This window comes from Pseudomonas sp. MDT1-17 (assembly GCF_054898105.1).
This window is the reverse complement of sequence record NZ_JBUBVM010000001.1, coordinates 4082912-4107612: the sequence shown is the minus strand read 5'-3', so window position 1 is coordinate 4107612 and position 24701 is coordinate 4082912. Positions and strand designations below refer to the sequence as shown.

The 24701-nt window shown below is 58.8% G+C and carries 23 protein-coding genes; 14 read left to right on the top strand and 9 right to left on the bottom strand.

Annotated elements, in window-relative coordinates:
* Window positions 1–54 precede the first annotated feature (54 nt).
* On the bottom strand, window positions 55–1818 hold the full coding sequence (locus tag ACYZTX_RS19015) for an L-lactate permease (protein ID WP_462035377.1): 1764 nt from the start codon (window positions 1816–1818) through the stop codon (window positions 55–57).
* 172 nt (window positions 1819–1990) lie between these two features.
* Between ACYZTX_RS19015 and ACYZTX_RS19010 the strand changes: the two genes are divergently transcribed.
* The 3 genes from ACYZTX_RS19010 to ACYZTX_RS19000 all read left to right on the top strand — a co-directional run bounded on the left by ACYZTX_RS19010 (window position 1991) and on the right by ACYZTX_RS19000 (window position 4891).
* Entirely contained in the window at window positions 1991–2227 is a 237-nt protein-coding gene (locus ACYZTX_RS19010; RefSeq protein WP_462035376.1) for a hypothetical protein, read from the top strand.
* Window positions 2228–2437: 210 nt separating this feature from the next.
* Window positions 2438–3847: an MFS transporter gene (locus ACYZTX_RS19005; RefSeq protein WP_462035375.1), complete on the top strand. Its 1410-nt coding sequence runs from the start codon at window positions 2438–2440 to the stop codon at window positions 3845–3847.
* 603 nt (window positions 3848–4450) lie between these two features.
* The gene (locus ACYZTX_RS19000; protein ID WP_462035374.1) at window positions 4451–4891 is read left to right on the top strand and encodes a cupin domain-containing protein; all 441 of its coding nucleotides are present in this window, start codon (window positions 4451–4453) and stop codon (window positions 4889–4891) included.
* A gap of 13 nt (window positions 4892–4904) precedes the next feature.
* Here ACYZTX_RS19000 and ACYZTX_RS18995 read toward each other — a convergent pair whose 3' ends face one another.
* Window positions 4905–6335 (bottom strand): MFS transporter, encoded by a 1431-nt coding sequence (locus tag ACYZTX_RS18995; RefSeq protein WP_462035373.1) that lies wholly within the window; start codon window positions 6333–6335, stop codon window positions 4905–4907.
* A gap of 134 nt (window positions 6336–6469) precedes the next feature.
* Between ACYZTX_RS18995 and ACYZTX_RS18990 the strand changes: the two genes are divergently transcribed.
* The 6 genes from ACYZTX_RS18990 to ACYZTX_RS18965 all read left to right on the top strand — a co-directional run bounded on the left by ACYZTX_RS18990 (window position 6470) and on the right by ACYZTX_RS18965 (window position 13507).
* The gene (locus ACYZTX_RS18990; RefSeq protein ID WP_462035372.1) at window positions 6470–7360 is read left to right on the top strand and encodes a LysR family transcriptional regulator; all 891 of its coding nucleotides are present in this window, start codon (window positions 6470–6472) and stop codon (window positions 7358–7360) included.
* A 550-nt stretch (window positions 7361–7910) separates the two neighbouring features.
* A complete protein-coding gene (locus ACYZTX_RS18985; RefSeq protein ID WP_462035371.1) occupies window positions 7911–9248 on the top strand; it encodes a TackOD1 domain-containing metal-binding protein in 1338 nt (445 codons plus the stop codon).
* A gap of 6 nt (window positions 9249–9254) precedes the next feature.
* Window positions 9255–10583, top strand: coding sequence for a glycosyltransferase family 2 protein (locus tag ACYZTX_RS18980; protein ID WP_462035370.1), 1329 nt, complete (start codon window positions 9255–9257; stop codon window positions 10581–10583).
* 1 nt (window position 10584) lies between these two features.
* Window positions 10585–11433 carry a hypothetical protein gene (locus ACYZTX_RS18975; RefSeq protein ID WP_462035369.1) on the top strand — a complete coding sequence of 283 codons (849 nt, stop codon included), beginning with the start codon at window positions 10585–10587 and terminating at the stop codon, window positions 11431–11433.
* A gap of 6 nt (window positions 11434–11439) precedes the next feature.
* The gene (locus tag ACYZTX_RS18970) at window positions 11440–12552 is read left to right on the top strand and encodes an HlyD family secretion protein (RefSeq protein ID WP_462035368.1); all 1113 of its coding nucleotides are present in this window, start codon (window positions 11440–11442) and stop codon (window positions 12550–12552) included.
* A 7-nt stretch (window positions 12553–12559) separates the two neighbouring features.
* Window positions 12560–13507, top strand: coding sequence for an NAD-dependent epimerase/dehydratase family protein (locus tag ACYZTX_RS18965; protein WP_462035367.1), 948 nt, complete (start codon window positions 12560–12562; stop codon window positions 13505–13507).
* Here ACYZTX_RS18965 and ACYZTX_RS18960 read toward each other — a convergent pair.
* Complete coding sequence (locus ACYZTX_RS18960) at window positions 13479–13670, bottom strand: hypothetical protein (RefSeq protein WP_462037138.1); 192 nt, start codon at window positions 13668–13670, stop codon at window positions 13479–13481. The genes ACYZTX_RS18965 and ACYZTX_RS18960 overlap by 29 nt on opposite strands.
* A gap of 139 nt (window positions 13671–13809) precedes the next feature.
* On the opposite strand from ACYZTX_RS18960, the gene ACYZTX_RS18955 reads away from it, so the two are divergent.
* Both ACYZTX_RS18955 and ACYZTX_RS18950 read left to right on the top strand, forming a co-directional pair.
* Window positions 13810–14898: a hypothetical protein gene (locus ACYZTX_RS18955; RefSeq protein ID WP_462035366.1), complete on the top strand. Its 1089-nt coding sequence runs from the start codon at window positions 13810–13812 to the stop codon at window positions 14896–14898.
* A gap of 2 nt (window positions 14899–14900) precedes the next feature.
* Window positions 14901–15254, top strand: coding sequence for a DUF1428 domain-containing protein (locus ACYZTX_RS18950; RefSeq protein ID WP_462035365.1), 354 nt, complete (start codon window positions 14901–14903; stop codon window positions 15252–15254).
* Window positions 15255–15268: 14 nt separating this feature from the next.
* Here the strand turns inward: ACYZTX_RS18950 and ACYZTX_RS18945 are convergent, their stop codons facing one another.
* Entirely contained in the window at window positions 15269–15463 is a 195-nt protein-coding gene (locus ACYZTX_RS18945; RefSeq protein WP_462035364.1) for a hypothetical protein, read from the bottom strand.
* Window positions 15464–15523: 60 nt separating this feature from the next.
* Between ACYZTX_RS18945 and thpR the strand changes: the two genes are divergently transcribed.
* Window positions 15524–16063, top strand: coding sequence for an RNA 2',3'-cyclic phosphodiesterase (gene thpR, locus ACYZTX_RS18940; protein WP_462035363.1), 540 nt, complete (start codon window positions 15524–15526; stop codon window positions 16061–16063).
* A 257-nt stretch (window positions 16064–16320) separates the two neighbouring features.
* Here thpR and ACYZTX_RS18935 read toward each other — a convergent pair whose 3' ends face one another.
* From ACYZTX_RS18935 to ACYZTX_RS18915, 5 genes are all read right to left on the bottom strand, one after another.
* Window positions 16321–17418, bottom strand: a complete 1098-nt coding sequence (locus ACYZTX_RS18935; protein ID WP_462035362.1) for a polyamine ABC transporter substrate-binding protein — start codon at window positions 17416–17418, stop codon at window positions 16321–16323.
* 60 nt (window positions 17419–17478) lie between these two features.
* A complete protein-coding gene (locus ACYZTX_RS18930; RefSeq protein WP_462035361.1) occupies window positions 17479–18363 on the bottom strand; it encodes an ABC transporter permease subunit in 885 nt (294 codons plus the stop codon).
* Entirely contained in the window at window positions 18360–19241 is an 882-nt protein-coding gene (locus tag ACYZTX_RS18925; RefSeq protein WP_462037071.1) for an ABC transporter permease subunit, read from the bottom strand. The genes ACYZTX_RS18930 and ACYZTX_RS18925 overlap by 4 nt, the downstream gene beginning before the upstream one ends.
* A gap of 29 nt (window positions 19242–19270) precedes the next feature.
* The gene (gene potA, locus ACYZTX_RS18920) at window positions 19271–20413 is read right to left on the bottom strand and encodes a polyamine ABC transporter ATP-binding protein (RefSeq protein WP_462035360.1); all 1143 of its coding nucleotides are present in this window, start codon (window positions 20411–20413) and stop codon (window positions 19271–19273) included.
* A 214-nt stretch (window positions 20414–20627) separates the two neighbouring features.
* A complete protein-coding gene (locus ACYZTX_RS18915; protein ID WP_462035359.1) occupies window positions 20628–21389 on the bottom strand; it encodes a gamma-glutamyl-gamma-aminobutyrate hydrolase family protein in 762 nt (253 codons plus the stop codon).
* A gap of 280 nt (window positions 21390–21669) precedes the next feature.
* Between ACYZTX_RS18915 and ACYZTX_RS18910 the strand changes: the two genes are divergently transcribed.
* A complete protein-coding gene (locus ACYZTX_RS18910; protein WP_462035358.1) occupies window positions 21670–23046 on the top strand; it encodes a glutamine synthetase family protein in 1377 nt (458 codons plus the stop codon).
* A 149-nt stretch (window positions 23047–23195) separates the two neighbouring features.
* Window positions 23196–24686, top strand: coding sequence for an aldehyde dehydrogenase (locus ACYZTX_RS18905; protein ID WP_462035357.1), 1491 nt, complete (start codon window positions 23196–23198; stop codon window positions 24684–24686).
* Window positions 24687–24701: the final 15 nt, after the last annotated feature.

The following is a 24701-nucleotide window of genomic DNA, read 5'->3' as shown; positions in this document are numbered from 1 at the left end:
ATTGCCACCATGCCCAGGCATTAAACCCGGGCATGGCTGACAGGTTTGCGTCAATCAATGCCCGCCGACAACCATACTGCTGAACGGCTCCACATACGCCTGCAACGTCACCAAACCACCGACCAGAATGGCCAGGATGATCGAGTGGAAAAACACGTAACGCAGGATTTCCCCTTCATGGCCGTACCAGCGGGTGGCGGTGGATGCCACCACGATTGACTGGGCGTCGACCATCTTGCCCATGACCCCGCCAGAACTGTTGGCCGCGGCCATCAACACCGGGCTGATTCCCAGCTGCTCGGCGGTCACCCGTTGCAAGCCGCCGAACAGCACGTTTGACGCCGTATCCGAGCCGGTCAAGGCCACGCCGAGCCAGCCGAGCAGGGTGCCGAACATGGGGTAGAAGATGCCCGTCGCGGCGAAGGCCAGGCCCATGGTGGCGTCCAGCCCTGAATAGCGAGTGAGGAAACCCAGGGCGAGCATCGCGACGATGGTGATCAGCGAGTAACGCACGACCCAGATCGTTCGCAGGTACTGGTGGATCAGTTGCGGGATGGAATAACCCATCAGCAGTCCGCCGAGGATCGCCGCCAGCAGAATGCCGCTACCGGTACTGGTGAGCCAGGTGAACTTGTAGACCGCTTCCTCGGTTTTAGAAACGGGCACCACGGGCGGGACCTTCTCGATCTGCTGGTGAATTGTGGTGAACGTCAACACCGGGGCGAAGATCGGGTTCGCTTCGCGCATCGGTTTGCCCTGAGGGTCGAGCTTCGCTGAGTTCGTTGCCGGATCAATCGCCGGGCGGGTATCGAACATGTTTTTGAAGCCCTGGGTGCCCCAGGCGAAGACGAACACCGTGAGGATGATCCACGGCATCCACGCGCGCATCACCGCAGGTTTGGTATCGCTGGCAAAGGTCGCGCTGGCAACGGGTTTTTCGTCATGCTCTTCGGCTATTTTGGAGTTGTCGACGCGCCCGGACAGCGCGGCGGAGGTATGCACGGTGGCCGGTTTCCAGACCTTGAGGAAGCCGGTCAGGCAGGCCATGGAAATCAGTGCGGCGATCACGTCCACCAGCATCGGCCCGTGGTAGTTGGACACCACGAACTGCGGCACGGCGAAACTGACCCCGGCCACCAGAATCGCTGGCCAGACTTCCAGCATCTTGCGCCAGCCGGCGAAGGCCCAGATCAACCAGAACGGCACGATCACCGAGAAGAACGGCAATTGCCGGCCGACCATCATCGACAGCTCCATTTCATCCAGCCCGGTCACCTTGGCCAGGGTGATGATCGGCGTACCCAGCGCGCCGAACGCCACAGGCGCGGTGTTGGCGATCAACGCCAGGCCAGACGCGGCCAGAGGCGAGAAGCCCAGCCCGATCAGAATCGCCCCGGTCACCGCCACCGGCGTGCCGAAACCCGCGGCCCCTTCGAAGAAAGCACCGAAGCAGAAAGCAATCAGCAGTAATTGCAGGCGTCGATCGTCGGTGATGCGCGCCAGGGAATCCTGCAGCACTTTGAACGAGCCGTTCTCGGTTGTCAGCCGATGCAGGAAAATGATGTTGAGCACAATCCAGCCGATCGGCAGCAAGCCGTTGGCGGCGCCGTAAAGGGCGGCCGAGCCGGCCATGTTCGCCGGCATGTCGAAAGCGAAAATCGCGATCACCAGTGCCGAGGCCAGGGCCATCAACGCCGCCAGATGCGCCTTGATATGGAAAAACGCCAGGGCTGCCAGCATCACCACGACCGGCACTGCTGCCATTAGGGTTGAAAGTATCGGGTTGCCGAATGGATCGTAGATTTGCTGCCAGACCATGTTCCACCTCTGCTTTTTATTGTTGGGCGTGCAGACCCCGTGGGGGCGGTGGCGTCTAGTATAGGTGGCATTACGCCGCTGTCCTGGCAGGCCGTTTAGTGGGCTGCACTGAGCTAATATGGCCCCTAGGTAAATGCGCTACTCGGACTTCAACGACGGGAGAAATGCAGCCATGACTGAACGCCATATGTCCCACAAGGAAACGCTGTCGAACGGATGCAAGATAGAGGTCAAAGCCGAGATATTGAGGGACGGCTCGCTGAAGATGTTCATCGGTGTTTACCGGCCGGACGGCACGGTCATCGAGGAAGATAACAATCCATCCCCGCATCTGCTGGACATGGAAGACGCCTTTGAGTGGGGAATCAAAAACGCGAGGGACGTCGGGAACGGTCAAAGAACCCTGTAAGACGAGGCTTTGCACACCCTCATGAAGGAATGGAAGTGGCGGGGGGGAGTGTGGTCACACGCCGGAATCATCTGCACCGGTGAGACGTACAAGCATGAAGGCGCTCATTCTTGCTGCCGTCGCGCCTCGACACGAGCGGCCTCTCGCACCCAATCGGCTGAATGAGCGGCCCAGCCCTTGACGAGATGACCGCTATCGATGTCTCTCGTCATGAGCTTTAATCTTAACGAGCCCATTAATCCGCAACGCATCGGTCAGGCCGTCGGCAAGTACCGCTGGACTATTTGCGCGCTGCTGTTTTTTGCCACCACGGTCAATTACCTGGACCGGCAGGTGCTCAGTCTGTTGGCGCCGGATCTGTCGACGCAATTTGGCTGGAGTAATACCGATTACGCCAACATCGCTTCCGTTTTTCAGTTTGTGTACGCGATTTCCATGCTGTTCGCTGGCCGTGTGGTCGACAGGATCGGCACCAAGACCGCGTTTGTGTTGGCCATCGGCATCTGGTCGACCGGCGCGATCATGCACGCCTTTGCGGTGCCGATGGGTGAGGGGATCGGCGCCATATCCAGCGCGCTCGGCATTGCCGTCATACCGGTCTCGATCGCAGGCTTCATGCTGTCGCGTGCCGTGCTGGCGATAGGCGAAGCGGGTAACTTCCCGATCGCCATCAAGGCCACCGCCGAATATTTTCCGAAGAAGGAACGTTCCTTTGCCACCGGTATTTTCAACTCCGGTGCCAATGTGGGCGCGATCCTGGCGCCAATCTGCGTGCCGCTGATCGCCGGCCTGTGGGGCTGGGAAGCGGCTTTCATCGTGGTCGGTATGTTGGGCTTCGTTTGGCTGGGCGTATGGATTGCGCTGTACGAAAAGCCGGAGCAGCAGAAACGCCTGTCGGCGCAAGAACTGGCCTACATCCGCAGCGATCAGGGCGCGCAAGCGCTCACCGGCACAGACTCGGAAGCCGCCGCCAAAAAAGTATCGTGGTTCAAGTTGCTGACCTACCGCCAGACCTGGGCCTTTGCCTTCGGCAAATTCATGACTGACGGCGTGTGGTGGTTCTTCCTGTTCTGGCTTCCGACCTATCTGTCGGCGCAATACGGCATGAAGGGCCAGGCTATCGTGTTGCCGCTGGCCGTGTTGTACAGCATGACCATGGTGGGCAGCATCGGCGGTGGCTGGTTCCCCAGCTATTTCATGTCACGCGGCGACGCGCCGTATGACGGCCGTATGAAAGCCATGCTGGTGATCGCCTTCTTCCCGCTGTTGGTGTTACTGGCGCAGCCATTGGGTTACCTCAGTTTCTGGGTGCCGGTGCTGTTGATCGGTGTGGGCGCATCCGCGCACCAGGCGTGGTCGTGCAATATCTTCACCACCGTGTCTGACATGTTTCCGCAAAAAACCATCGCTTCGGTGGTCGGCATTGGTGGTTTGGCAGGCGGCCTGGGCGGCGTAGTCATGACCAAGACCGGCGGTTGGGTGATCGATCATTACAAACTGATTGGCGATATTCATACCGGCTACATGATCATGTTTGCCATCTGTGCGGTGGCCTATCTGGTGGCGTGGAGCGTGATGAAGACGCTGGTGCCACGCCATAAGGAAATCACCGATCTGTAAACGACTAACACGACCCTGTGAGCCGAAAAGCGGGGGTATGGGTCGACTATTGTCGGCGTGTACCCCAGGTGACGGCGCTCGGCATTTGACCCAGAGAGGTGCGTCACTGGCGATAGCATTTTTCCATCCTGCCACGCTTCCCCCAGGTCAAAATCGTTCTAAAAAAGCCCGCCTTGCGCTTCGGACTTTGTACTACTCTTCAAGGTGTAGGTGAAGACGCAGACTGATGCGCAAGCGGATGGCGAGGAAACGTGGGGCGCGTTCCGAAGGGTACACGGTTAGAAAGATCTCCGCGCTGAGATCCAGCCCTTATGCCGTGTGAAGCAGGACAGCACAAAACTGTTCTGTGGGAGTCCTGATAAACCTTGTAAGCCGGAGACCAGCACCGGCCACCTACTGATTTACAAAGCCCGCCTTGTGCGGGCTTTTTCGTGTGCGCAGGTTCCGCTTGTATCGGAACGTATCCGGCGCGGCTGCAGCTAACTTCGCATACAAATCCAGGGCATTGGCGACACATGCGCGATACACGGCGGCCTCTGAATAGAGCCACCGCATCCGCGGCAACCTGCGCGCGACTTTCCGCGCACATATTGGAGAAATGCCATGTCCCGTTTCAACCACCGTATCAGCGCTGGCATGCTCGGCGTCGCCGTTGCCGCGGCACTCACCGCCTTCGCGGGCCTCGCTCAAGCTCAAGAGGCGCCTCCGGTAAAAAGCTGGCAGGCGGGTCTTCACCGCACCGATCTGCTGCGCCAGGATCTCGACGTCGCCGGGCGTGAGGTGATTCAGGTTCGCGTTGATTTCGAGCCGGGTGTGGTATCCCCCAAGCATTCTCATCCGGGGGTGGAAGTGGCCTACGTCATTGAGGGCACGTTTGAATATCAGCTCGAGGGGCGGGCACCGATAACGCTCAAGGCTGGCGATTCCTTGTACATCCCCGCCGGCACTGCGCACGTCGCAAAGAACATCGGCGCGAGCAAAGCGTCGGAGCTGGCGACGTACATTGTGAAGAAAGACACGCCACTGGTCGTGCTGGAAAAGTAAACGCCGTGTCGGGTTACCGGCGGTTATGACGCATGGCCAACGCGCGGCTTCCCAGCGCGATGGCCAGTGCGACAGCGACCAACACTAGCGCCACGGCGAAGGTGATTCGCATACCGCCGGCAACCGCTTCGGGTCGCGCTGTTGCAATGTCGACAGCGGCCGATGCGAGCGCGAACACCGCGCCCAAGGCGGACGCACCCGTGATCAGCCCCAAATTGCGCGACAGGTTGAGCATGCCGGAGATGACGCCCCGTTGGTCTGGCTGAACACCCGCCATGACCGCCGTGTTGTTGGCTGTCTGGAACAGGGCATAGCCGATAGTCACCACGACCATGGGCAAAAGGTAGCCGCCGATGCCGAATGTCTCGGGCAGTACCGATAACGTGAAGCAGCCGGTCGCCATGGCCGCGAGCCCGGCGAGGGTCATGCGTTGGGCGCCAAAGCGGTCAGCAATACGGCCTGCGGGCACACCGGTCAGTGCCGCGACAAACGGCCCGACCGACAGGACCAGCCCCACCAGAACGGCATCGAGGCCGAGTCCCTGCGCGAGATAGAAGGGCCCGACCACGAGCGTCGCCATCATTACTGTCGCAACGAGCAGGCTCATGGCGAGGCTGCCACTGAGCACCGGATCACGGAACATCGCCAGTCGAATCAACGGTGAAGTGGCGCGAGCCTCGGCGAACACAAAGAGGCCGACGCCGACGCCCGCCGCCAACAGCAAGGCGATGTTGAGCGGGCCGAAACTGCCTCGCCCAAGGGTCATGGCCAGCGCGTAAGCGGCGAGTGTCAACGCCAGCAGCAGTGTGCCCAGCGGGTCGAAGCTGGCACGCTCGGTCTTGGGTTTCTGGCGATCGGCGGGCAAGTAGCGATGCGCGAGTACTAGCGTCAGCAAGCCCAGCGGTACGGTGATGAGGAAGATCGCCCGCCAGCCGAACCCGCCAATCAGCAAGCCGCCGAGCGACGGTCCCATCGCGGTGCCGATCGCCGACATTGTCCCGAGCAATCCCATGGCGCTGCCGGTTTTTGCCTTTGCTACCGTCTCGCCGACAAAAGCGATGGTCAGCGCCATCATGATTGCCGCACCGAGTCCCTGCAGTGCCCGGGCGCCTATCACCATCCACAGCGTGGACGCTAAGCCGCACAGAGCCGACGCCAGCGTGAACACGCCGATGCCGGTCAAGAGCAGCCGCCGACGGCCCGTTATGTCACCGAGCCGACCGACGCTGACGATCAGGGTGGTGATCGCGAGAAGGTAGGCGAGGACGACCCACTGCACTTCCTGAAAGGAAGCATTGAACACCTGGGCCAAGGTTGGCAAACCGACATTGGCGATACTGGTGCCCAGCGAGGACAACAGCATCGACAGCGAAAGACTGGCCAGCGCCCACCGAACGGACGGTGCCCGTTGCGCATGCTCTGCGACTGCACTGATTGATTTCATGCTGTTCCTCAATTCTGGCCGCTCCCGAAGTGGAGCTACCCGAAATCTACGCCCCGGCCTAACATGGCGGAAGGCGCACCCTTTGCACTTTATTCGTGCGTTCAACGCCATATCACTTTGCCGCGGGGCGATGCATGTCCACTCCCGATCTCAACTTGCTGATCACCCTTGATGTGCTGCTCGCCGAAGGCAGCGTTGCGCGCGCCGCCAAACGCTTGCGGCTGAGCCCGTCGGCGATGAGCCGGGCGCTGGCGCGATTGCGTGAAACCACCGGCGATCCGCTGTTGGTCCGGGCCGGACGTGGTCTGGTTGCCACCCCACGAGCGCTGGAACTGCGCGAGCGGGTCAGTCAGCTGGTGCAAGACGCCGAAGCGGTCCTTCGGCCTGCCGAGCAACCCGATCTCAAACAGCTGAGCCGCACGTTCACGTTGCGCACCAGTGAAGGTTTTGTCGAGAATTTTGGCGCGGACCTGATTGCGCGCGTCGCCGAGCAAGCCCCTGGCGTGCGGCTGCGCTTCATGCACAAACCTGACAAAGACAGCACGTCACTGCGCGACGGGACGGTCGATCTGGAGACGGGTGTGGTGGGCAAGGACGCGGGCCCGGAGTTGCGTATGCAGGGCTTGTTCCGGGACCGTTTCATTGGCGTCGTGCGAAAGGGGCATCCACTGAGCCAGGGCGAGATAACCCCCGCGCGTTATGCGGCGGGCAGCCACATCAGTGTCTCTCGGCGCGGGCTCGACAAAGGGCCCATCGATGAGGCCCTTGAGCCCATGGAACTGGAGCGGCAGATAGCAACAATCGTCGCAGGCTTCTCCACTGCGCTGGCACTCGCCCGGGCCACCGACCTGATCGCCAGCGTTCCCGAAAGGCACACCGCCAACCTTCGAGCCGGCATGCACAGCTTTCCGCTGCCGCTGTCTCTTCCGGGATTCTCCGTCGCCATGCTCTGGCATCCGCGGTTGGATGCTGATCCGGTGCATAGATGGTTGCGTGGTTGCCTTCGGGATGTTTGTGCGGATTAAAAAGTTGTCAGATCTGAGATAATGTTCATTGTTGAAAAATACATGTTTCACTTGTGAAACTATCCAGTCTTGTTGTTTTGTTGTTCTGGTATATGGAGTGATTTTGATATAAGAAGTCGTTGAACTTATTGATAGGAGTGCGGTATTGGGCGCGATACGTATTGTTGCTGAAGGACTTTATCGTAGATGGGAATTAACCGCTAATGCTATTAAATGTCGCAACGCGATCAATGGTGGCAATTAACCAGCAGTGAGCATAGTTGTAATGTTTGAGTTGCTAAGTATGGGTAATCACATGAAATATAAATAAATATGTTTGGTGGATGAGCCGTGACGCAGCGCGGTGGACACAGCGGGATTCCGTTAAAGTTATTGACGAAATTTTGGCACTCGACCTGTCAAAAAATAACTTCACAATAAAGCTGACGCTTTTCTAATGCGGTGTTAGTGTTTGTAACTCCTTTTAACCGCGCTTGTCTGTCCGCAGAGGCCGTGCGACATGCCGACTCCAACTCCACGGATTGCGATACTCGGTAATAGAGTTCCAAGCTTGAATCTTCCGGAGCTTGAACACTTCGCCGACGTGGGCAGCTTGTTGGCTGCACCCGCATTTGATGTCTTGCTGCTGGATCTGCCAGCGGCTTTTTCCGGGCGGGTGCTTCGAAAGTTGCGATCGATTCCCCCTTATCGCTACACCCTCATTTTTTGTTGCCGTGATCAGAATGACTGGTGTGAAGCCTTGGGTGACGGTGAGTGCCCTGTCGAATCCAGCGAAATCAGAACCCTCTGGGGGGTATGGCAAGAACGCTACCGGCTGTTCAATCAGGGCTCCGCTCCCGAGCGTTTTGAAAGTCGGGTGCTTTCCTGGTTGTGGTTGCGCGACAACTCCCACGTCTATGCCCTGCGAGACCCGGAGGTGCCTCAGCATTATCGCTATCCGTTGCTGGACGCCCTGGCTGATAACGAGCAAGTCAATTCGTTTGTCTGGCTCAGTTTGATGGTGCAGCAGGACTGGCTGGAAGAGGGGGTTCTGGTCGATCGTGTTCGCCTCTGTTCGGACTGTGGTTCGGGCCGGCTCAATTACATTGATGTGTGTGCCGAATGCCAGGCCCTGGACATTTCACGGCAGCCTTCATTGCACTGCTTTACCTGTGGGCACGTGGGGCCACAGGAATCCTTTCTCAAAGACGGGGTGTTGTTGTGCCCCAACTGCTTGAACCGGCTGCGCCATATCGGCAGTGATTACGACCGCCCTATGGAGAATTATCGCTGTCGGTCATGCCAGGCGTTTTTTGTCGATGCCGAAGTGCAGGCGCGCTGCCTGGACTGCGGCCTGTCACACACGCCTGACAAGTTGCGAGTACGCGAGGTCAGAGATTTCCGCCTGGCCGAGGCCGGACGTTTCCGCTGCCGCCAGGAGTTCGGCGACCAATCGGTTCAGCACTTCGGTCGACTCACTCTGTTGGGCGGCAAGGATTTTTATGATCTGCTGACCTGGCAGATGCAAGTCGTGCGCCGCTACCCGATGCCTGCCTTCTCACTGATCGGTCTGCGCTTCATCAACCTGGCCAGTACGTTGTCTCGCCTGGGCGAACACCACGGCCATGCCTTCATCGACAGTGTGGCCGATCGTTTGAAAGAAACCGTCAGGGAAACCGACCGCTGCTCTCGAAGTACGGAAGAGTACTTGTGGATCATGCTTCCACATACCGATGGCAAGGGCCTGGAAAGCGTCAAACAACGCTTGAGCCGGGTCGCCGAGTTGTTTTCAGCACCGGAGGTCAGTGACATTTCACTGCGTGTCGTCAGCATCACGGCGCCCCATGATCTTCTCGAGCAGGAAGATGGCGAATTACTACTGGCCCGTCTGGCCAGTGAGTTGGTGTGAGACGCCATGAGCCCATTAATGGAGCAACTCTTCAACGCACTCAGCGCGTTCATGGGGCCGGATGGATTGAGCCGGTTGTTTTTGATGCTTTTCCCCTTGTTTCTGATCTTTGAATTGCCCCTCATGATCATGGTGCTGCTGGGTGTATTGCGCTGGTTTACGCGTCGACGCACTCGTATACCGAAGATCAGCGTCTATCGCCCCAAGGTCTCTTGCATCATTACCTGCTACAGCGAAGGGATGGATGTTCAGACCACGCTGTTAAGCCTGTGCGAGCAGACGTACCCCGGCCACATCGAGATGATTCCGGTGGTGGACGGGGCCACGGTGAATCAGCCGACGTTGAGCGCCGTTCGCAGTTTTAAGGTGGATCCGCAGTTGTACCCCAGGCGTCATTTGCGCCCGATCGCCAAATGGCAGCGGGGCGGGCGGGTATCGTCATTGAACGCAGGTCTGTCGCTTGCCAGCGGTGACATCGTGATGGCGCTTGATGGTGACACGTCTTTCGACAACAACATGGTCAGCTCCATCGTGCGCCATTTCGAGGACCCTTCGGTACCTGCGGTCGCTGGTAGCCTGCGTGTGCGCAATGTCTGGGGTTCCTGGGTCACCGCGATGCAGGCGCTGGAATACCTGTTGTCCATCCACATGTCGAAAATCGGTCTGGCCGAATGGAACCTGGTCAACAACGTCTCGGGGGCCTTCGGGGCATTTCGCCGCAGCTTTCTGGTGAAAATCGGTGGCTGGAACACGCACACCGCGGAGGATCTGGACCTGACGTTGCGCATCAAAAGTTACTTCAAGCGACATGACTTGAGGATTCCCTTCGAGCCGGAAGCGATTGGTCACACCGATGCACCGTCGACGCTTAGTCAGTTTCTGATGCAGCGATTGCGTTGGGATGGCGACCTGTTTTTTCTGTACGTCAGAAAGCACAACCACAACATTAACCCGAACTTATTGGGCTGGCCGACCTTTCTGATGATCCTGCTCAGCGGCTTCTTTTTTCAGCTGGTGCTGCCGTTCATCATCTTCAGCTACACCTTGCTGGCGTTATTTATTCTGCCGGGCAAGACGCTGTTGTTTCTGTTTGTACTGATCTACGCGCTGTACCTGATGATCACCACACTGTTGTTCGGCGCCATGTTGTTGATGGTGTCCGACCGACCTCGAAAGGACATGATCCTGGGGTTGTTGGTGCCTTTCTTTCCGCTGTTCATGCTATTTCTGCGGTGCTGGAGCGCAGTGGCCATGCTCAACGAGATGTTTCGTCGGGGCCATGAAGAAACCTCGATGGCGCCGTGGTGGGTGCTTAAACGAGCCACGAGGTTTTGATATGCGATCGATACTTCTGCTCCTGACGCTGTCGTTGCCAACGACAATAATGGCCGCACAACCACTGCCGCTTCAGGCGGCGGGGTCGCAGTCGAGCCAATGGTCCCAGGCCAGTTATGTCTGGGACAGCGAAGCATTGCTCGATCCCGATCAGCGTAAAGCGGAGCTTGAGCAACTGCGTAAAGCCGGGATGGACAAGATCTACCTTGGCCTCAAGGCCGCCCAGTTGAAAGACCTTGTCACGACACGCCAACGGCTGAAGCAATTGCTGCAGGACGCCGCAGGCGAGGGGGTGCAAGTCAGCCTGTTGCTCGGCGATTCGGCCTGGATCGAGCCGCAGGGACGCCATCAGCTCACCGATTTATTGGCGAAGCTGAAGGGGCTTTCATTCGCCAGCCTGCACCTGGACCTGGAAGTCGAGCAGTTGGGCGTACCGGTCCCGGATCAGCGTTTGAAGGACTTGCTGGACACCTTGCGCGCGGCCTCCGCTGCGAGCCCCTGGCCGGTAGAGATTTCCAGCCATCATCGCTGGTTCGCTGAGGCAAAACCGGGAAAAACCTGTCTGCCGTGCGCGCTGCCCGACGCGGGCGTGCGTCAGGTCAGCCTGATGATCTACACCCGCAACCCGCAAAACAGCGCACGAATGGCAGAGCAGATCGCTCAACGCTGGCCCGATCTGCAGTTTCGCCTGGCGCAAAGCACCGAGCCGCAATTGGATGCCACGGAATCCTGGGCCGGCGCGTCGACTGAGCAGTTGCAGCACCAGACCCGTGCCTGGCGCGAACAGCTGCAACCACGAGGAATTGCCGGCATTGACTGGCAAGCCTGGCGAGACTTTCCAAAACGGTGAGCCGTCATGAAGATTCGATTCGATAGTCGTAAAGAACTGAACCCCACTCAGGAGCAGGGTTTGAGTGTGCTCTACGCTCCGGGCAAGCGCATGGCGTTTCGCGTGCGTTGGTATTTGATCTTGTTCCTGGTCGCGAGCCCCTTGATCTGGCTGGGAGGAAAGCTGACCTACGGCATGCTGATGATCGACGCGCCGGCGCAATTGCGCCTGCCGATTCTCGAGGTGCGCGCGCGGGATGCCGGTCGGGTCGATCAGCTGTTTGTCATGGCCGGGGAACAGGTACAGGTCGATCAGCCGTTGGTCAGTCTCGATAATCCCGAATGGCGTGCGCGGCTAATGCAGCTCGCCGCGATGCCGAAGAACACGGTGCGCGCCGCCAGCACCAAATTGGACACTCGGGAGCGTCAGTTGCTCAGGACTCGAGTGAGCAGGACCGAACAACGCGTGCAGGTGCTTGAGGACCTGGTTTTATCAGGCGCTGTCTCTCGTGGAGAAGTGCTGGCCGCCCAGTCCGAACTCGACGCTTTTAAAGCAGACCTGTTGGCGTTCGAGCGCCGCGAACAACTGGCTCGTCAGTCGCCGTTGAGCGTTGAACGCGAGATTATTCAACAGAACGCCGAGCAACAGTGGTTGAAAACGCGTCTCGCCGCGTTGTCGGTCAAGGCTTCGCAGAGCGGTCGGGTTGCGGAGGTATTGGTCACCCCCGGCGAAAATGTCGGTGCCGGTACGTTGTTAATACGCCTTGAACGGCTGGAAGAGCCCCTGCTGTGGATTTATCTGGAACCGCTGAACATCAGCTACGCCGCGATTGGCCAGCCGTTGCGCGTTCGCATGCCCGATGGCGAGTGGTTGGCGGCCCATGTTGTCCAGGCCGTCGACAGCGCCGGCCGCACGCCGACGGTGTTGCGTGGGCCGTTCGCTGCCAGCGAAATGGGCTTGCAGGTCGCCGCCCGGTTTGATCGCCCCCTGTCGCCGCGCTGGAGAATCGATCAGTTGCCGTTGAATGTTCGCTTTCCGACCGACTGGCAACAAATGCTCACTGACAGTCGTGAGCTCTTCGAGCAATTAGGCGACTTCATTGCGATGGATCGAACACCCACCAACCGCACCGGGGAGTAAATAAATCATGACTGCTGATCGAATTCTTGTGACGGGCGGTGCCGGCTTCATTGGTTCGCACCTTGTCGAAGCACTGCTTGAAGACGGTTATAGCGTTCGGGTTCTGGACGATCTTTCCAGTGGAAAATTGTCGAATCTGCCGATTGATCGCTGCCATTTGACTTTGGTAGTGGGGGATGTCGCCGACGCGCCGACCGTGGAGCGGGCGATGAAAGACTGCAGTGCGGTGGTTCATCTGGCTGCGGTGGCCTCGGTGCAGGCGTCGGTCGAAGACCCGGTCGCTACTCACCAAAGCAACTTCGTCGGTACGCTGAATATCTGCGAAGCCATGCGTCAGACAGGCGTTAGACGGGTGGTTTACGCGTCCAGTGCGGCGATCTATGGCAACAATGGCGAGGGCATGGCGATTACCGAGGACACGCCCAAAAATCCGCTGACGCCGTATGCCGCCGACAAACTGGCCAGCGAACATTTCCTCGATTTCTATCGACGTCAGCACGGTCTTGAACCTGTCATTCTGCGTTTTTTCAATATATACGGACCGCGCCAGGACCCTTCATCGCCTTATTCCGGTGTCATCAGTATTTTCAGCGAAAGGGCCAAAAAAAATCTCCCCATCACGGTTTATGGTGACGGGGAGCAAACAAGGGATTTTGTCTACATAGAGGACCTGGTAAAGGTCCTGGTCCAAGCGGTCAAAGCGTCAAAACCGAGCATCGGGCCGGTCAACATCGGGTTTAATCGATCCACCAGCCTTAACGATCTGGCGGCAGCGTTAAGCGAACTCCTGGGGCGACCCCTGACGTTGAACTACGACGCGCCGCGTTCCGGTGATATCAAGCATTCGCGCGCCGACAACAGCCGACTGCTTCAGTGCTTCTCCCCGAGCACGCCGACCTGTTTTGCCGAGGGCCTGGGGCAACTGCTCAGAAGTATTGATTCCGGCGGGCGGTAGAAGAGGCGAGCTCAGTCGCCAGCAAATGCTCGACCAGTACATCATTCAAGAAACGGAACTGATCATTGAGCCCGACCACTTCATTGTTGAAGTGGTTGGCGGCTGCCGGCATCAGTAACGCCTCGAAGTTTTCGTCGAACACCGGTTTTTGAGCGGAAGGCATTCGCGGCGATGGTGAATATCGACATAAGTGATGGACGGTTCTCAACCCCGAGCGAACAATCACCGACACCTATACTCAAATCAATAGGGCTTTGAACACCGGACATTCCGTTCGGGCACGTCTGTAGGGAACCGCGATCTTGAACCTGCGTTCGCTGATCGTCGCCGTGTTGGTGGTGTTGGCGGGATGCGTCACGCCTGCGCCTGCCCCGGTGGAAGTGGCGCCGCCGGTGGTGATTTCCCAAAGCACCTGGCAGCGGGTGGATCGTGAGATTGTCGCGGCATCGCAATCGGCCACCGAGCAGACCAAAATCTATGCGCGCGGCGCCATGGATTACTGGCGAACGCGCGTCTATCAACTGACCGAAGAGAACTTTATTCCCTGGTTCAGCAGCTACTGGACTCAGGAATGGCTATCGGTGAAGGTCAGCTGGTACACCCTCAGCGCCAAGGGCGAGCAGGATGCCTCGGCCAAGCGCCTGGCGGCCTATCTGTTGGAGCAATACCAAAAGCGTGTGCTGGCGCCGGTCGCAGTGGAGATCGATCCTGACGCGATTCTCGGCCTGGCAGCGGCGTTCTACGTGGACATTCTTCAGGAAGAACTGCAGAAAATCTCCCAGCGCCACGGCGTGCCGATGGCTCAGATCAACGGCCGTATCCAGAAAATTCCCGCGATTGCCCTGGGTCCGCCGCCGGCCCGGAATGCCTCGCTGTATCAAGTCGTGCACACCCAACCGCTGAACACGCTGCCGGCCTACGCGGCGCTGATCGACAAGATCCACAAGGCAGGTGGCGACCGAGGCGTGGATTCGACCGACACCGCCATGGCGCCGGTGGCCAAGCGCGCCAGCCAACGGATGGAAGCCGAAATGGTCCCGCGAGGTGCGGCCAGTGCAGTGGCCGCCGCAGCGGGCAAATTGGCCGGGGGCTTGATTTCCGTGGGTGTGGCGGGGATTCGCGCGATCATTCAGGCCAATGACCGGCCTGACAGCGAGGCACTGATTCGCAGCAGTCTGGGCAACACGTTCGACAAGGCCTGGCTGAAGCTGGTGCAGAACCCGACCACCGGGGTGATGGCTGGAACGTTGTACATGGCGGCGCAGATCGAGGGCAACCTGGCGGGGAGCGCCGAAGTGCCGTCGGTCAGTTCGGGCAGCGGATCTGTCGATTGGGGCCCGTCGGAATCGACTAACCAGCAGATCGACTCTCTACCCCCAGCAGGAGAATGACCATGTCCTACGTTGATGGCTTTATCGCAGCCGTACCTACCGCTAACCGTGAGAAATTCAAGAAACACGCGGAAATCGCCGCTGCCATTTTCAAGGAGAGCGGCGCGCTCAGCCTCGCCGAGTGCTGGGGCGACGATGTACCCGACGGCAAGGTGACCTCGTTTCCCATGTCAGTGAAACTCAAGGAAGACGAAACCGTGGTGTTTGGCTGGATCATTTGGCCAGACAAAGCCACCCGCGATGCAGGCATGCAGAAAATGATGTCCGATCCGCGGATGCAACAGGATGTTAATCCGATGCCGTTTGATGGCCAGCGCATGGTGTTCGGTGGTTTCAAAATGATCGTGCAAGCCTGAAACCAGCGTCAGGATCACTCCGGTGTCGGCGTGATCCTGCAACTCTTGCGATGACGAATCTCGCTGTCTGTCGGCCGCTCTTTGACGAACTCGAAGCGCGGCTCACCTTCGTTGTAATGAACCAGCCAGCCCCATTCCAGCTCGGACTCATTCTGACCGGGTTTCGGTGGCACCGCCCACCATGGCTCCTTGCTGATGATCTCTCGCATGGCCCCCTCCAGTTGAATCGTTTGCATGAACTATAACGTGGATGTCAGGAGGTGCCAGGTATGAGTGACGAATCCCATGAGCCGTTAAAACGACTGTTTTTTGCCCTGAACTGCGCACCCGAGCAACGTCGGGCCATTGCCCAGTGGCGCAGCGCGCTTGGGCTCAGGAGCGGGCGGCCGGTGCCGGCGGAAAACTTTCATGTGACGTTGATGTTTTTGGGCGCGGTTGGCGTGGCACAGATTGCCGATATCTGCACGGCCGCCGCCAATATTCGAACGCCGGGTAGGCCTTTGAGGGTTGCGCTTGACCGGCTGGATGTCTGGCGCAGGGCAGGGGTGTTGGTACTTGCTCCTGAGCAGGCGTCACCGGAGTTGCTGCGTCTGGTGTATGCCCTGGAACAGGCAATACTGCCGTTCGGGTTTGAGGATTCACCCAGGGAATACCGCCCGCATTTGACCTTGATGCGCGACTACCGAGTGCCGGTGCCTGAGTCCGCGACACCGCCCGAGTTTTACCTGCGAGCCGATCACTTCACCTTGTTCGAATCCCATAAGGGTCGTTATCGAGCGCTGGCCGAATGGCCACTCGTTCCATTATAAAAAAAGGCGCCCGAGGAGGGCGCCCAAACTCACCTTAACCGAGGAAGCCAGGTGAGGCCGTTCTGCAGATAGGAGTGCAGCGGTGGTAAGGCGCTGCGTGAACGGAAAATCAGAATTCAGGGGGGGGCCATAACCCCCTGTAGGAGCTGTCGAGTGCAACGAGGCTGCGATCTTTTGATCTTGTTTTTCCGGATCAAGATCAAAAGATCGCAGCCTCGTTGCACTCGACAGCTCCTACAGAAAGCGGATTTTCGTGGTTACTTGCCGAGCTTCACCCGCGTCCAGCCCCGGGTCATCACCCGCTGAACACCAATCGGCATATCCGGAATGGCATACAACGTTGCCATCACCGCTTGCGACGGATACGAACCCGGATCATCCCGAATCGCTTCATCCACCAAGGGCGTCGCCGCCGAGTTGGCGTTGCTGTAGCCGATGTTGTTGGTGATCTCGGCGATGATGTCCGGGCGCATCAGGAAGTTCATGAACAGGTAGGCGTTTTCCACGTTCGACGCGTCCCGTGGGATGGCGACCATGTCATAGAAACTGCCGGCACCTTCTTTCGGAATGCTGTAGTCGACCTTCACTTTGTCGCCGGCTTCCTTGGCGCGAGCCTTGGCTTGCAGCACATCGCCGGAGTAACCGACGGCGACGCAGATGTTGCCGTTGGCCAGGTCCGAGATGTATTTCGACGAATGGAAGTACGCCACCGAAGGACGGATTTTCATGAACAGCGCTTCAGCTTCGGCGATCTGATTCTTGTCCTGCGAGTTCACCGGATAGCCCAGATAGTGCAGGGCGGCCGGGAGCATCTCGGTCGGCGAATCAAGGAAACTGATGCCGCAGGCTTTCAGCTTTTCAGCGTTTTCCGGTTTGAACAGCAAGTCCCAGGAGTTAGTCGGCGCATTGCTGCCGAGTACTTCCTTGACCTTGTCCGGGTTAAAGCCGATGCCGATCGAGCCCCACATGTACGGGAAGGCATGACCGTTATCCGGGTCGCTGGCGGCGGCGTTTTTCAGCAGGACCGGGTTGAGGTTTTTCCAGTTCGGCAGTTTCGACTTGTCCAGTTCCTGATAGACGCCCGCCTTGATCTGCTTGGCCAGGAAACTGTTGGACGGCACGACGATGTCGTAGCCGGATTTGCCGGCGAGCAGCCGTGCCTCAAGGGTTTCGTTACTGTCGAACACATCGTAGGTCACGCGGATGCCGGTCTCGTCTTCGAACTTCTTGACGGTGTCCGGGGCGATGTAATCCGACCAGTTGTAGACGCGCAGTACCTTGTCATTGGCCTGGGCGCCTGTCGCGATCGCGCCCAATAAGGACAGTGTCAGCAGAGTCCTGCCAAACATTTTCATCGGTACAACTCCAATTCTTTTTATTCAGATCAAAACGCAAAGCTGTGAAACGCGACGGCACTAGGCCGTCGCTTCTACCATGGGCTTTTTCGGTTGCTGCCAGGATTCGCTGGCGGTCTGGTCCATGGCTTCCTGGATCGCGCGTTTGCGGGTGGCTTCGGCGCGGCGGCTGAAATACCAGACCATCAAGGTCACGATCGATACCGCCAACAGAATCAGGCTGGCCACGGCGTTGATCTCAGGCTTCACACCCAGACGTACCGCCGAGAACACTTCCATCGGCAGGGTCGTCGAACCCGGACCGGACACGAAGCTTGCCAACACCAAATCATCCAGCGACAAGGCAAACGACATCATGCCGCCGGCCGCCAGTGACGGCGCGATCATCGGAATGGTGATCAAGAAAAACACCTTGAACGGCTTCGCGCCCAAATCCATCGCCGCTTCTTCGATGGACAGGTCCAGCTCACGCAAACGCGCCGAAACCACCACCGCTACATAGGCGGCACAAAACGTGGTGTGGGCGATCCAGATGGTGAAGATGCCACGTTCCATCGGCCAGCCGATCAACTGCGCCATGGCCACGAACAGCAGCAACAGCGACAGGCCGGTGATCACTTCCGGCATCACCAGCGGCGCCGTCACCAAACCACCGAACAACGTACGACCCTTGAAGCGCGTCACCCGAGTCAGCACAAACGCCGCCAACGTGCCCAGCGCCACCGCAGCAATCGCGGTGTAGCAGGCGATTTCCAGCGAGCGCAGCACCGAGCCCATCAGTTGGCTGTTGTCGAGCAGGCCGACGTACCACTTCACCGACCAGCCGCCCCACACCGTCACCAGTTTCGAGGCGTTGAACGAGTAGATCACCAGAATCAACATCGGCAGGTAGATAAACGACAGGCCGAAAATCAGCATGAACTTTGAAAATCCGAAGCGTTTCATCCCCGACCCTCCATCTCTTTGGCCTGACTACGGTTGAACAGCAGAATCGGCACAATCAGGATCAACAGCATCACCACCGCCAGGGCAGATGCCACCGGCCAATCGCGGTTGTTGAAGAACTCTTGCCACAGCACACGACCGATCATCAGGGTCTCCGGGCCGCCCAACAGTTCCGGGATCACAAACTCACCGACCACCGGAATGAACACCAGCATGCAGCCAGCGATGATCCCGTTCTTGGCCAGCGGCACGGTGATTTTCCAGAAGTTGTTGAAGTTGCTCGAGCCCAGGTCCGAACCGGCTTCCAGCAGGCTTTGATCGTGCTTGACCAGGTTGGCGTACAGCGGCAACACCATGAACGGCAGGTAGGCGTAAACAACTCCTATATAAACGGCCGTGTTGGTGTTGAGGATCTCGATCGGGTGCGAGGTCAGCCCGGTCCACATCAGAAATCCATTGAGCAAGCCGTTGTTGCTGAGAATGCCCATCCACGCGTAGACGCGGATCAGGATCGCGGTCCAGGTCGGCATCATGATCAGCAACAGCAGAACGTTTTGCGTTTCCCTGTTGGCCTTGGTGATCGCGTAGGCCATCGGGAAACCGAGCGCCAGGCACATCAGCGTGCTTAAAAACGCGACCTTCAACGAGCCGAAGTAGGCCGAGATGTACAACTCATCTTGGGTCAGCAGCGAGTAGTTGCCGATGTTCAGCAATAGCTGAAATTTCTGCTCGGCGAAGGTGTAGATCTCTGAATAAGGAGGAATGGCCAGCGCCGCTTCCGAGAAGCTGATCTTCATCACCAGGACGAACGGCAACAGGAAAAACAGGCACAGCCACAGGAACGGAATCCCGATGACGAGCTTTCGACCACTCGGCATCAGCCGCATAAACTGCTGATTGAGTGTTCTCATGAGCGCAGTACCACGCCGCTGTCGTCTTCCCACCACACGTAGACCTTGTCGTCCCAGGTCGGCCGTGCGCCACGGCGTTCGGCGTTGGCCATGAACGACTGCACCACCTTGCCGCCAGGCAATTCCACGTAGAACACCGAGTGACCGCCGAGGTAGGCGATGTCATGCACTTTGCCTTCGGACCAGTTGTAGCGGGTATCGGGTTTAGTCGTGCTGACCAGCAGTTTTTCCGGGCGGATCGCGTAAGTAATCGACTTGTCCTGCACCGAGGTGCTGACGCCGTGACCGACGTAAATCTTCTGCTCCAGATCCGGGCTGTGAATGATCGCGTGCCCCTCGAGGTCTTCCACAACGGTGCCGTCGAAGGCGTTCACGTTGCCGATGAATTCGCAGACCAAGCGGCTGACTGGCGCCTCATAAATGTCCACCGGGCTGCCGATCTGCGCGATCCAGCCGAGGTGCATGATCGCAATGCGTTGGGCCATGGTCATGGCCTCTTCCTGATCGTGGGTCACCATCACGCAGGTCACGCCGACGCGCTCGATGATCTCGACCAACTCCAGTTGCATCTGCGAGCGCAGCTTCTTATCCAGCGCACCCATCGGTTCGTCGAGCAGCAACAGCTTCGGACGTTTGGCCAGGGAGCGAGCCAAGGCCACACGCTGACGCTGACCGCCAGACAGTTGATGCGGTTTGCGCTTGGCGTACTGGGTCATGTGCACCAGTCGCAGCATCTCTTCAACGCGGGCGTCGATTTCGCTGGCGGACAGACGATCCTGCTTCAGGCCGAAGGCAATGTTCTGCGCCACCGTCATGTGCGGGAACAAGGCGTAGGACTGGAACATCATGTTGATCGGCCGTTCGTACGGCGGCATGTCGGTGATGTCGACACCGTCGAGAAAAATCCGTCCTTCGGTCGGGCGCTCGAAGCCTGCGAGCATGCGCAGCAGGGTCGATTTACCGGAGCCGGAACCGCCGAGCAGGGCGAAGATTTCGCCTTGATGGATCTCAAGCGAGACATCGTCCACCGCAGTGGTTTCGTCGAACTTCTTGGTGACGCGGTCGACTTTCACCAGCACCTTTTTCGGTGACTGGTGACCTTCAAGAGCCTTCCTGTAGATGCTGGAGGCGTTTGCCATGTGAAACTCCCAACAGGTTTCAGTCGTCGGGCCAACGCGGCCTGACTTAATAGTTGATTGCAAGCCAGCACTGAGCGGGCTTATTCGGCGCCGCCGTCCTGGCTGCCTGGTGGTACTTGTTGTTATCGCGTTTGTTGTTGTCGTGAGGGACCGGCGCGCAAAGGCACGCCCGCCTGACTCACGAGGGCAGTAAATGGGTTGATCGCGTGTCAAGTCAGCGCGTATTGCGCAGCGCCGCCCGTTGCCGGCACGCCTCGCCAAACGCCTGGAAAATACTCAAATAAGGAGGGTTCGAAAGCACCTGCCATTCCGGGTGCCATTGCACGCCGACGGCGAAAGCCTTGCTGTGCTCGACCGAAATCGCCTCGATCAAACCATCCGGCGCGACCGCTTCGGCGCGCAGGCCGGGAGCCAGCCGGTCGATGCCCTGGCTGTGAATCGAATTGACCTGGAACACCTGCGGCAAATCCAGCGCATCGAACACACCGCCCGGTTGAACGTTGACCGCATGAGCCGCTGCGTACTGCACGGCCAGGTCCGGATGATTCGCTTCCCGGTGATCCAGCATGCCGGGCAGTTCGTGGACCTTCTGATGCAGGCTGCCACCAAACGCCACGTTCATTTCCTGAAAGCCCCGGCAGATGCCGAGCACCGGCACGCCGGCCGCAATGGCTGCACGCAATAAAGGAAGGGTGGTGGCATCCCGTTGCGGATCGTGATCCGTACCGGGGGCGCTGTCGGGGCCTTGATAGTGGAAGGGTTCCACATTCGAGGGCGAGCCGGTCAGCAACAGACCGTCGAGCTGCGCGAGCAGGTCCTCGATTTCGGTCAGATCGCCTAAAGAAGGAATGACGACCGGCAGCCCCAACGCCGCGACGCTGACAGCACGCAAGTACTTGTCGCCGCTGACATGGTAGGGGTGCAGGCCAATCTGTTTGACGCACGCTGTAACGCCGATTAATGGCTTGAGTGCCATTTTTATCACCTCGAAGTTTCACACTTGAACGAGCTTTTCCGGAGCTTAGCCTTGTTGATTTTAATTAACAACTCTCATGTAAAAAATTCTAAACGCCGCACGTCTGATCTTCAGGATTTACGCGGTGCGCAAGACTTAATTGGCACTCTCGTGCCCATAAATGGCCAGAAAATAAAGGATGAGAGGCTGGGTGTTCGCTATTGACTTCACTTTGCCGTTCGGGTTGACTGGGCTCGTCAAACCGTAGTGAACATAATAATTAACAGCTAATAGGTGCAAAATGTCGGTCCCTCTGCGTGCCGTTCAACTCAACGAAGCAAACGCATTCCTTAAGAAATATCCTGAGGTTTTGTACGTCGACCTTCTGATTGCGGATATGAACGGTGTGGTGCGCGGTAAGCGCATCGAGCGCACCAGTCTTCATAAGGTCTACGAAAAAGGCATCAACCTCCCGGCGTCACTGTTTGCTCTGGACATCAACGGTTCTACGGTGGAAAGCACCGGCCTGGGTCTGGACATCGGTGACTCAGACCGAATCTGCTTTCCCATCCCTAATACGCTCAGCATCGAGCCATGGCAGAAGCGCCCAACCGCGCAACTGTTAATGACCATGCACGAACTCGAAGGCCAGCCGTTCTTCGCTGACCCTCGCGAAGTGCTGCGTCAGGTCGTGAGCAAGTTCGATGCAATGGGCCTGACCATCTGCGCCGCGTTCGAACTCGAGTTCTATCTGATCGACCAGGACAACGTGAACGGTCGTCCGCAATCGCCACGCTCGCCGGTCTCCGGCAAACGTCCGATGTCGACCCAGGTCTACCTGATCGACGACCTGGACGAATACGTCGATTGCCTGCAAGACATCCTCGAAGGCGCGAAAGAGCAGGGCATTCCTGCCGACGCCATCGTCAAGGAAAGCGCCCCGGCGCAGTTCGAAGTGAACCTGCATCACGTCAACGACCCTATAAAGGCCTGCGACTACGCGGTGTTGCTCAAGCGTCTGGTGAAGAACATCGCCTACGACCACGAGATGGACACCACCTTCATGGCCAAGCCGTATCCGGGCCAGGCGGGCAATGGTTTGCACGTGCACATTTCGATTCTCGACAAAGAAGGCAACAACATCTTTGCCAGCGAGGATCCCGAGCAGAACGCCGCACTGCGTCACGCGATCGGCGGTGTGCTCGAGACCCTGCCGGCACAGATGGCGTTCCTCTGCCCGAACGTTAACTCGTACCGTCGCTTCGGCGCGCAGTTCTATGTGCCGAACTCGCCAAGCTGGGGCATCGACAACCGTACCGTGGCAGTACGTGTGCCGACCGGTTCGTCGGACTCCGTGCGTATCGAACACCGCGTGGCGGGCGCTGATGCCAACCCGTATTTGCTGATGGCGTCGGTCCTGGCCGGTATTCACCACGGCCTGACCAACCAGATCGAGCCGGGCGCACCGGTCGAAGGCAACAGCTACGAGCAAAACGAGCAGAGCCTGCCGAACAACCTGCGCGATGCACTGCGCGAGCTGGACGACAGCGAAGTCATGTCGCGCTACATCGACCCGCTGTACATCGACGTGTTCGTGGCGTGCAAGGAAAGCGAGCTGGCCGAGTTCGAGAACTCCATCTCTGACCTTGAGTACAACTGGTACTTGCATACCGTCTGACGGCTGGTGGTAACCCTGTAGGAGCTGCCGAAGGCTGCGATCTTTTGATCTTGATCTTAAAAAGCAAAGTCAAAAGATCGCAGCCTTCGGCAGCTCCTACAGGGCATTCATTCCAACGATCACTTACTCCTCTGCGTCGAGTCACAACCATGACAAACACTCGCAGCGACTGGGAGCAACGCTTCCAGTCCTTATCCATCGAAGGCCGCGCATTCATCGACGGCCAATACCGCGCAGCACTCAGCGGCGCCACCTTTGAATGCATCAGCCCGGTCGACGGCCGCTTCCTGGCCAACGTCGCCAGCACCGACGAAGCCGACGCCAATGCGGCAGTCGCCGTCGCGCGCCGTGCCTTCGAATCCGGCATCTGGGCGCGGTTGGCGCCGGCAGAACGCAAACGCATTTTGATCCGCTTCGCCGACCTCATCCTGGCCAACCAGGAAGAACTCGCCCTGCTCGAAACCCTCGACATGGGCAAGCCGATCAGCGACTCGATGAACATCGACATCCCGGCGACCGCAAACGCGATCCGCTGGAGCGCCGAAGCCATCGACAAGATCTACGACGAAGTCGCCGCGACACCGCACGACCAGCTCGGCCTCATCACCCGTGAACCTACGGGCGTAGTCGCCGCCATCGTGCCGTGGAACTTCCCGTTGATCATGGCCAGCTGGAAGTTCGCCCCAGCCCTCGCGGCCGGCAACTCGTTCATCCTCAAACCTTCGGAAAAGTCGCCACTCACGGCGATCCGCATTGCGCAATTGGCGCTGGAAGCCGGCATCCCGAAAGGCGTGTTCAACGTCCTGCCGGGCTACGGCCACACCGTCGGCAAGGCGCTGGCGTTGCACATGGACGTCGACGTGCTGGCCTTCACCGGCTCGACCGCGATTGCCAAGCAACTGCTGATCTACGCCGGGCAAAGCAACATGAAACGCGTCTGGCTCGAAGCAGGGGGAAAGAGCCCGAACGTGGTGTTCGCCGACGCGCCGGATTTGCGCGCGGCAGCACAAGCAGCGGCCGGTGCGATTGCCTTCAACCAGGGCGAAGTCTGCACCGCCGGTTCGCGTTTGCTGGTGGAACGTTCGATCCGCGAGCAGTTCATTCCACTGCTGGTGGAAGCGCTGCAAGCCTGGAAACCGGGTCACGCCCTCGATCCGCAAACCACCGTCGGCGCGGTCGTCGATCAGCGTCAATTAGAGAACGTCCTGCGCTACATCCAGATCGGCAAAGACCAGGGCGCGCAACTGATCGCGGGCGGCAGCCGCACCCTCGAAGACACCGGTGGCCTGTACGTGGAGCCGGCGATTTTCGACGGCGTGACCAACGCCATGACCATCGCCCGTGAAGAAATCTTCGGCCCGGTGCTGTCGCTGATCACCTTCGACACCTTCGATGAAGCGCTGGCGATTGCCAACGACAGCATCTTCGGCCTGGCCGCCGGCGTGTGGACCAGCAACCTGAGCAAAGCCCACACCTTTGCGCGCGGCTTGCGCGCCGGCAGCGTCTGGGTCAACCAGTACGACGGCGGCGACATGACCGCACCGTTCGGCGGGTTCAAGCAGTCGGGTAACGGTCGGGACAAATCGCTGCATGCGTTCGACAAATACACCGAACTCAAAGCGACCTGGATCAAGCTCTAACACTTTTACAGCGGC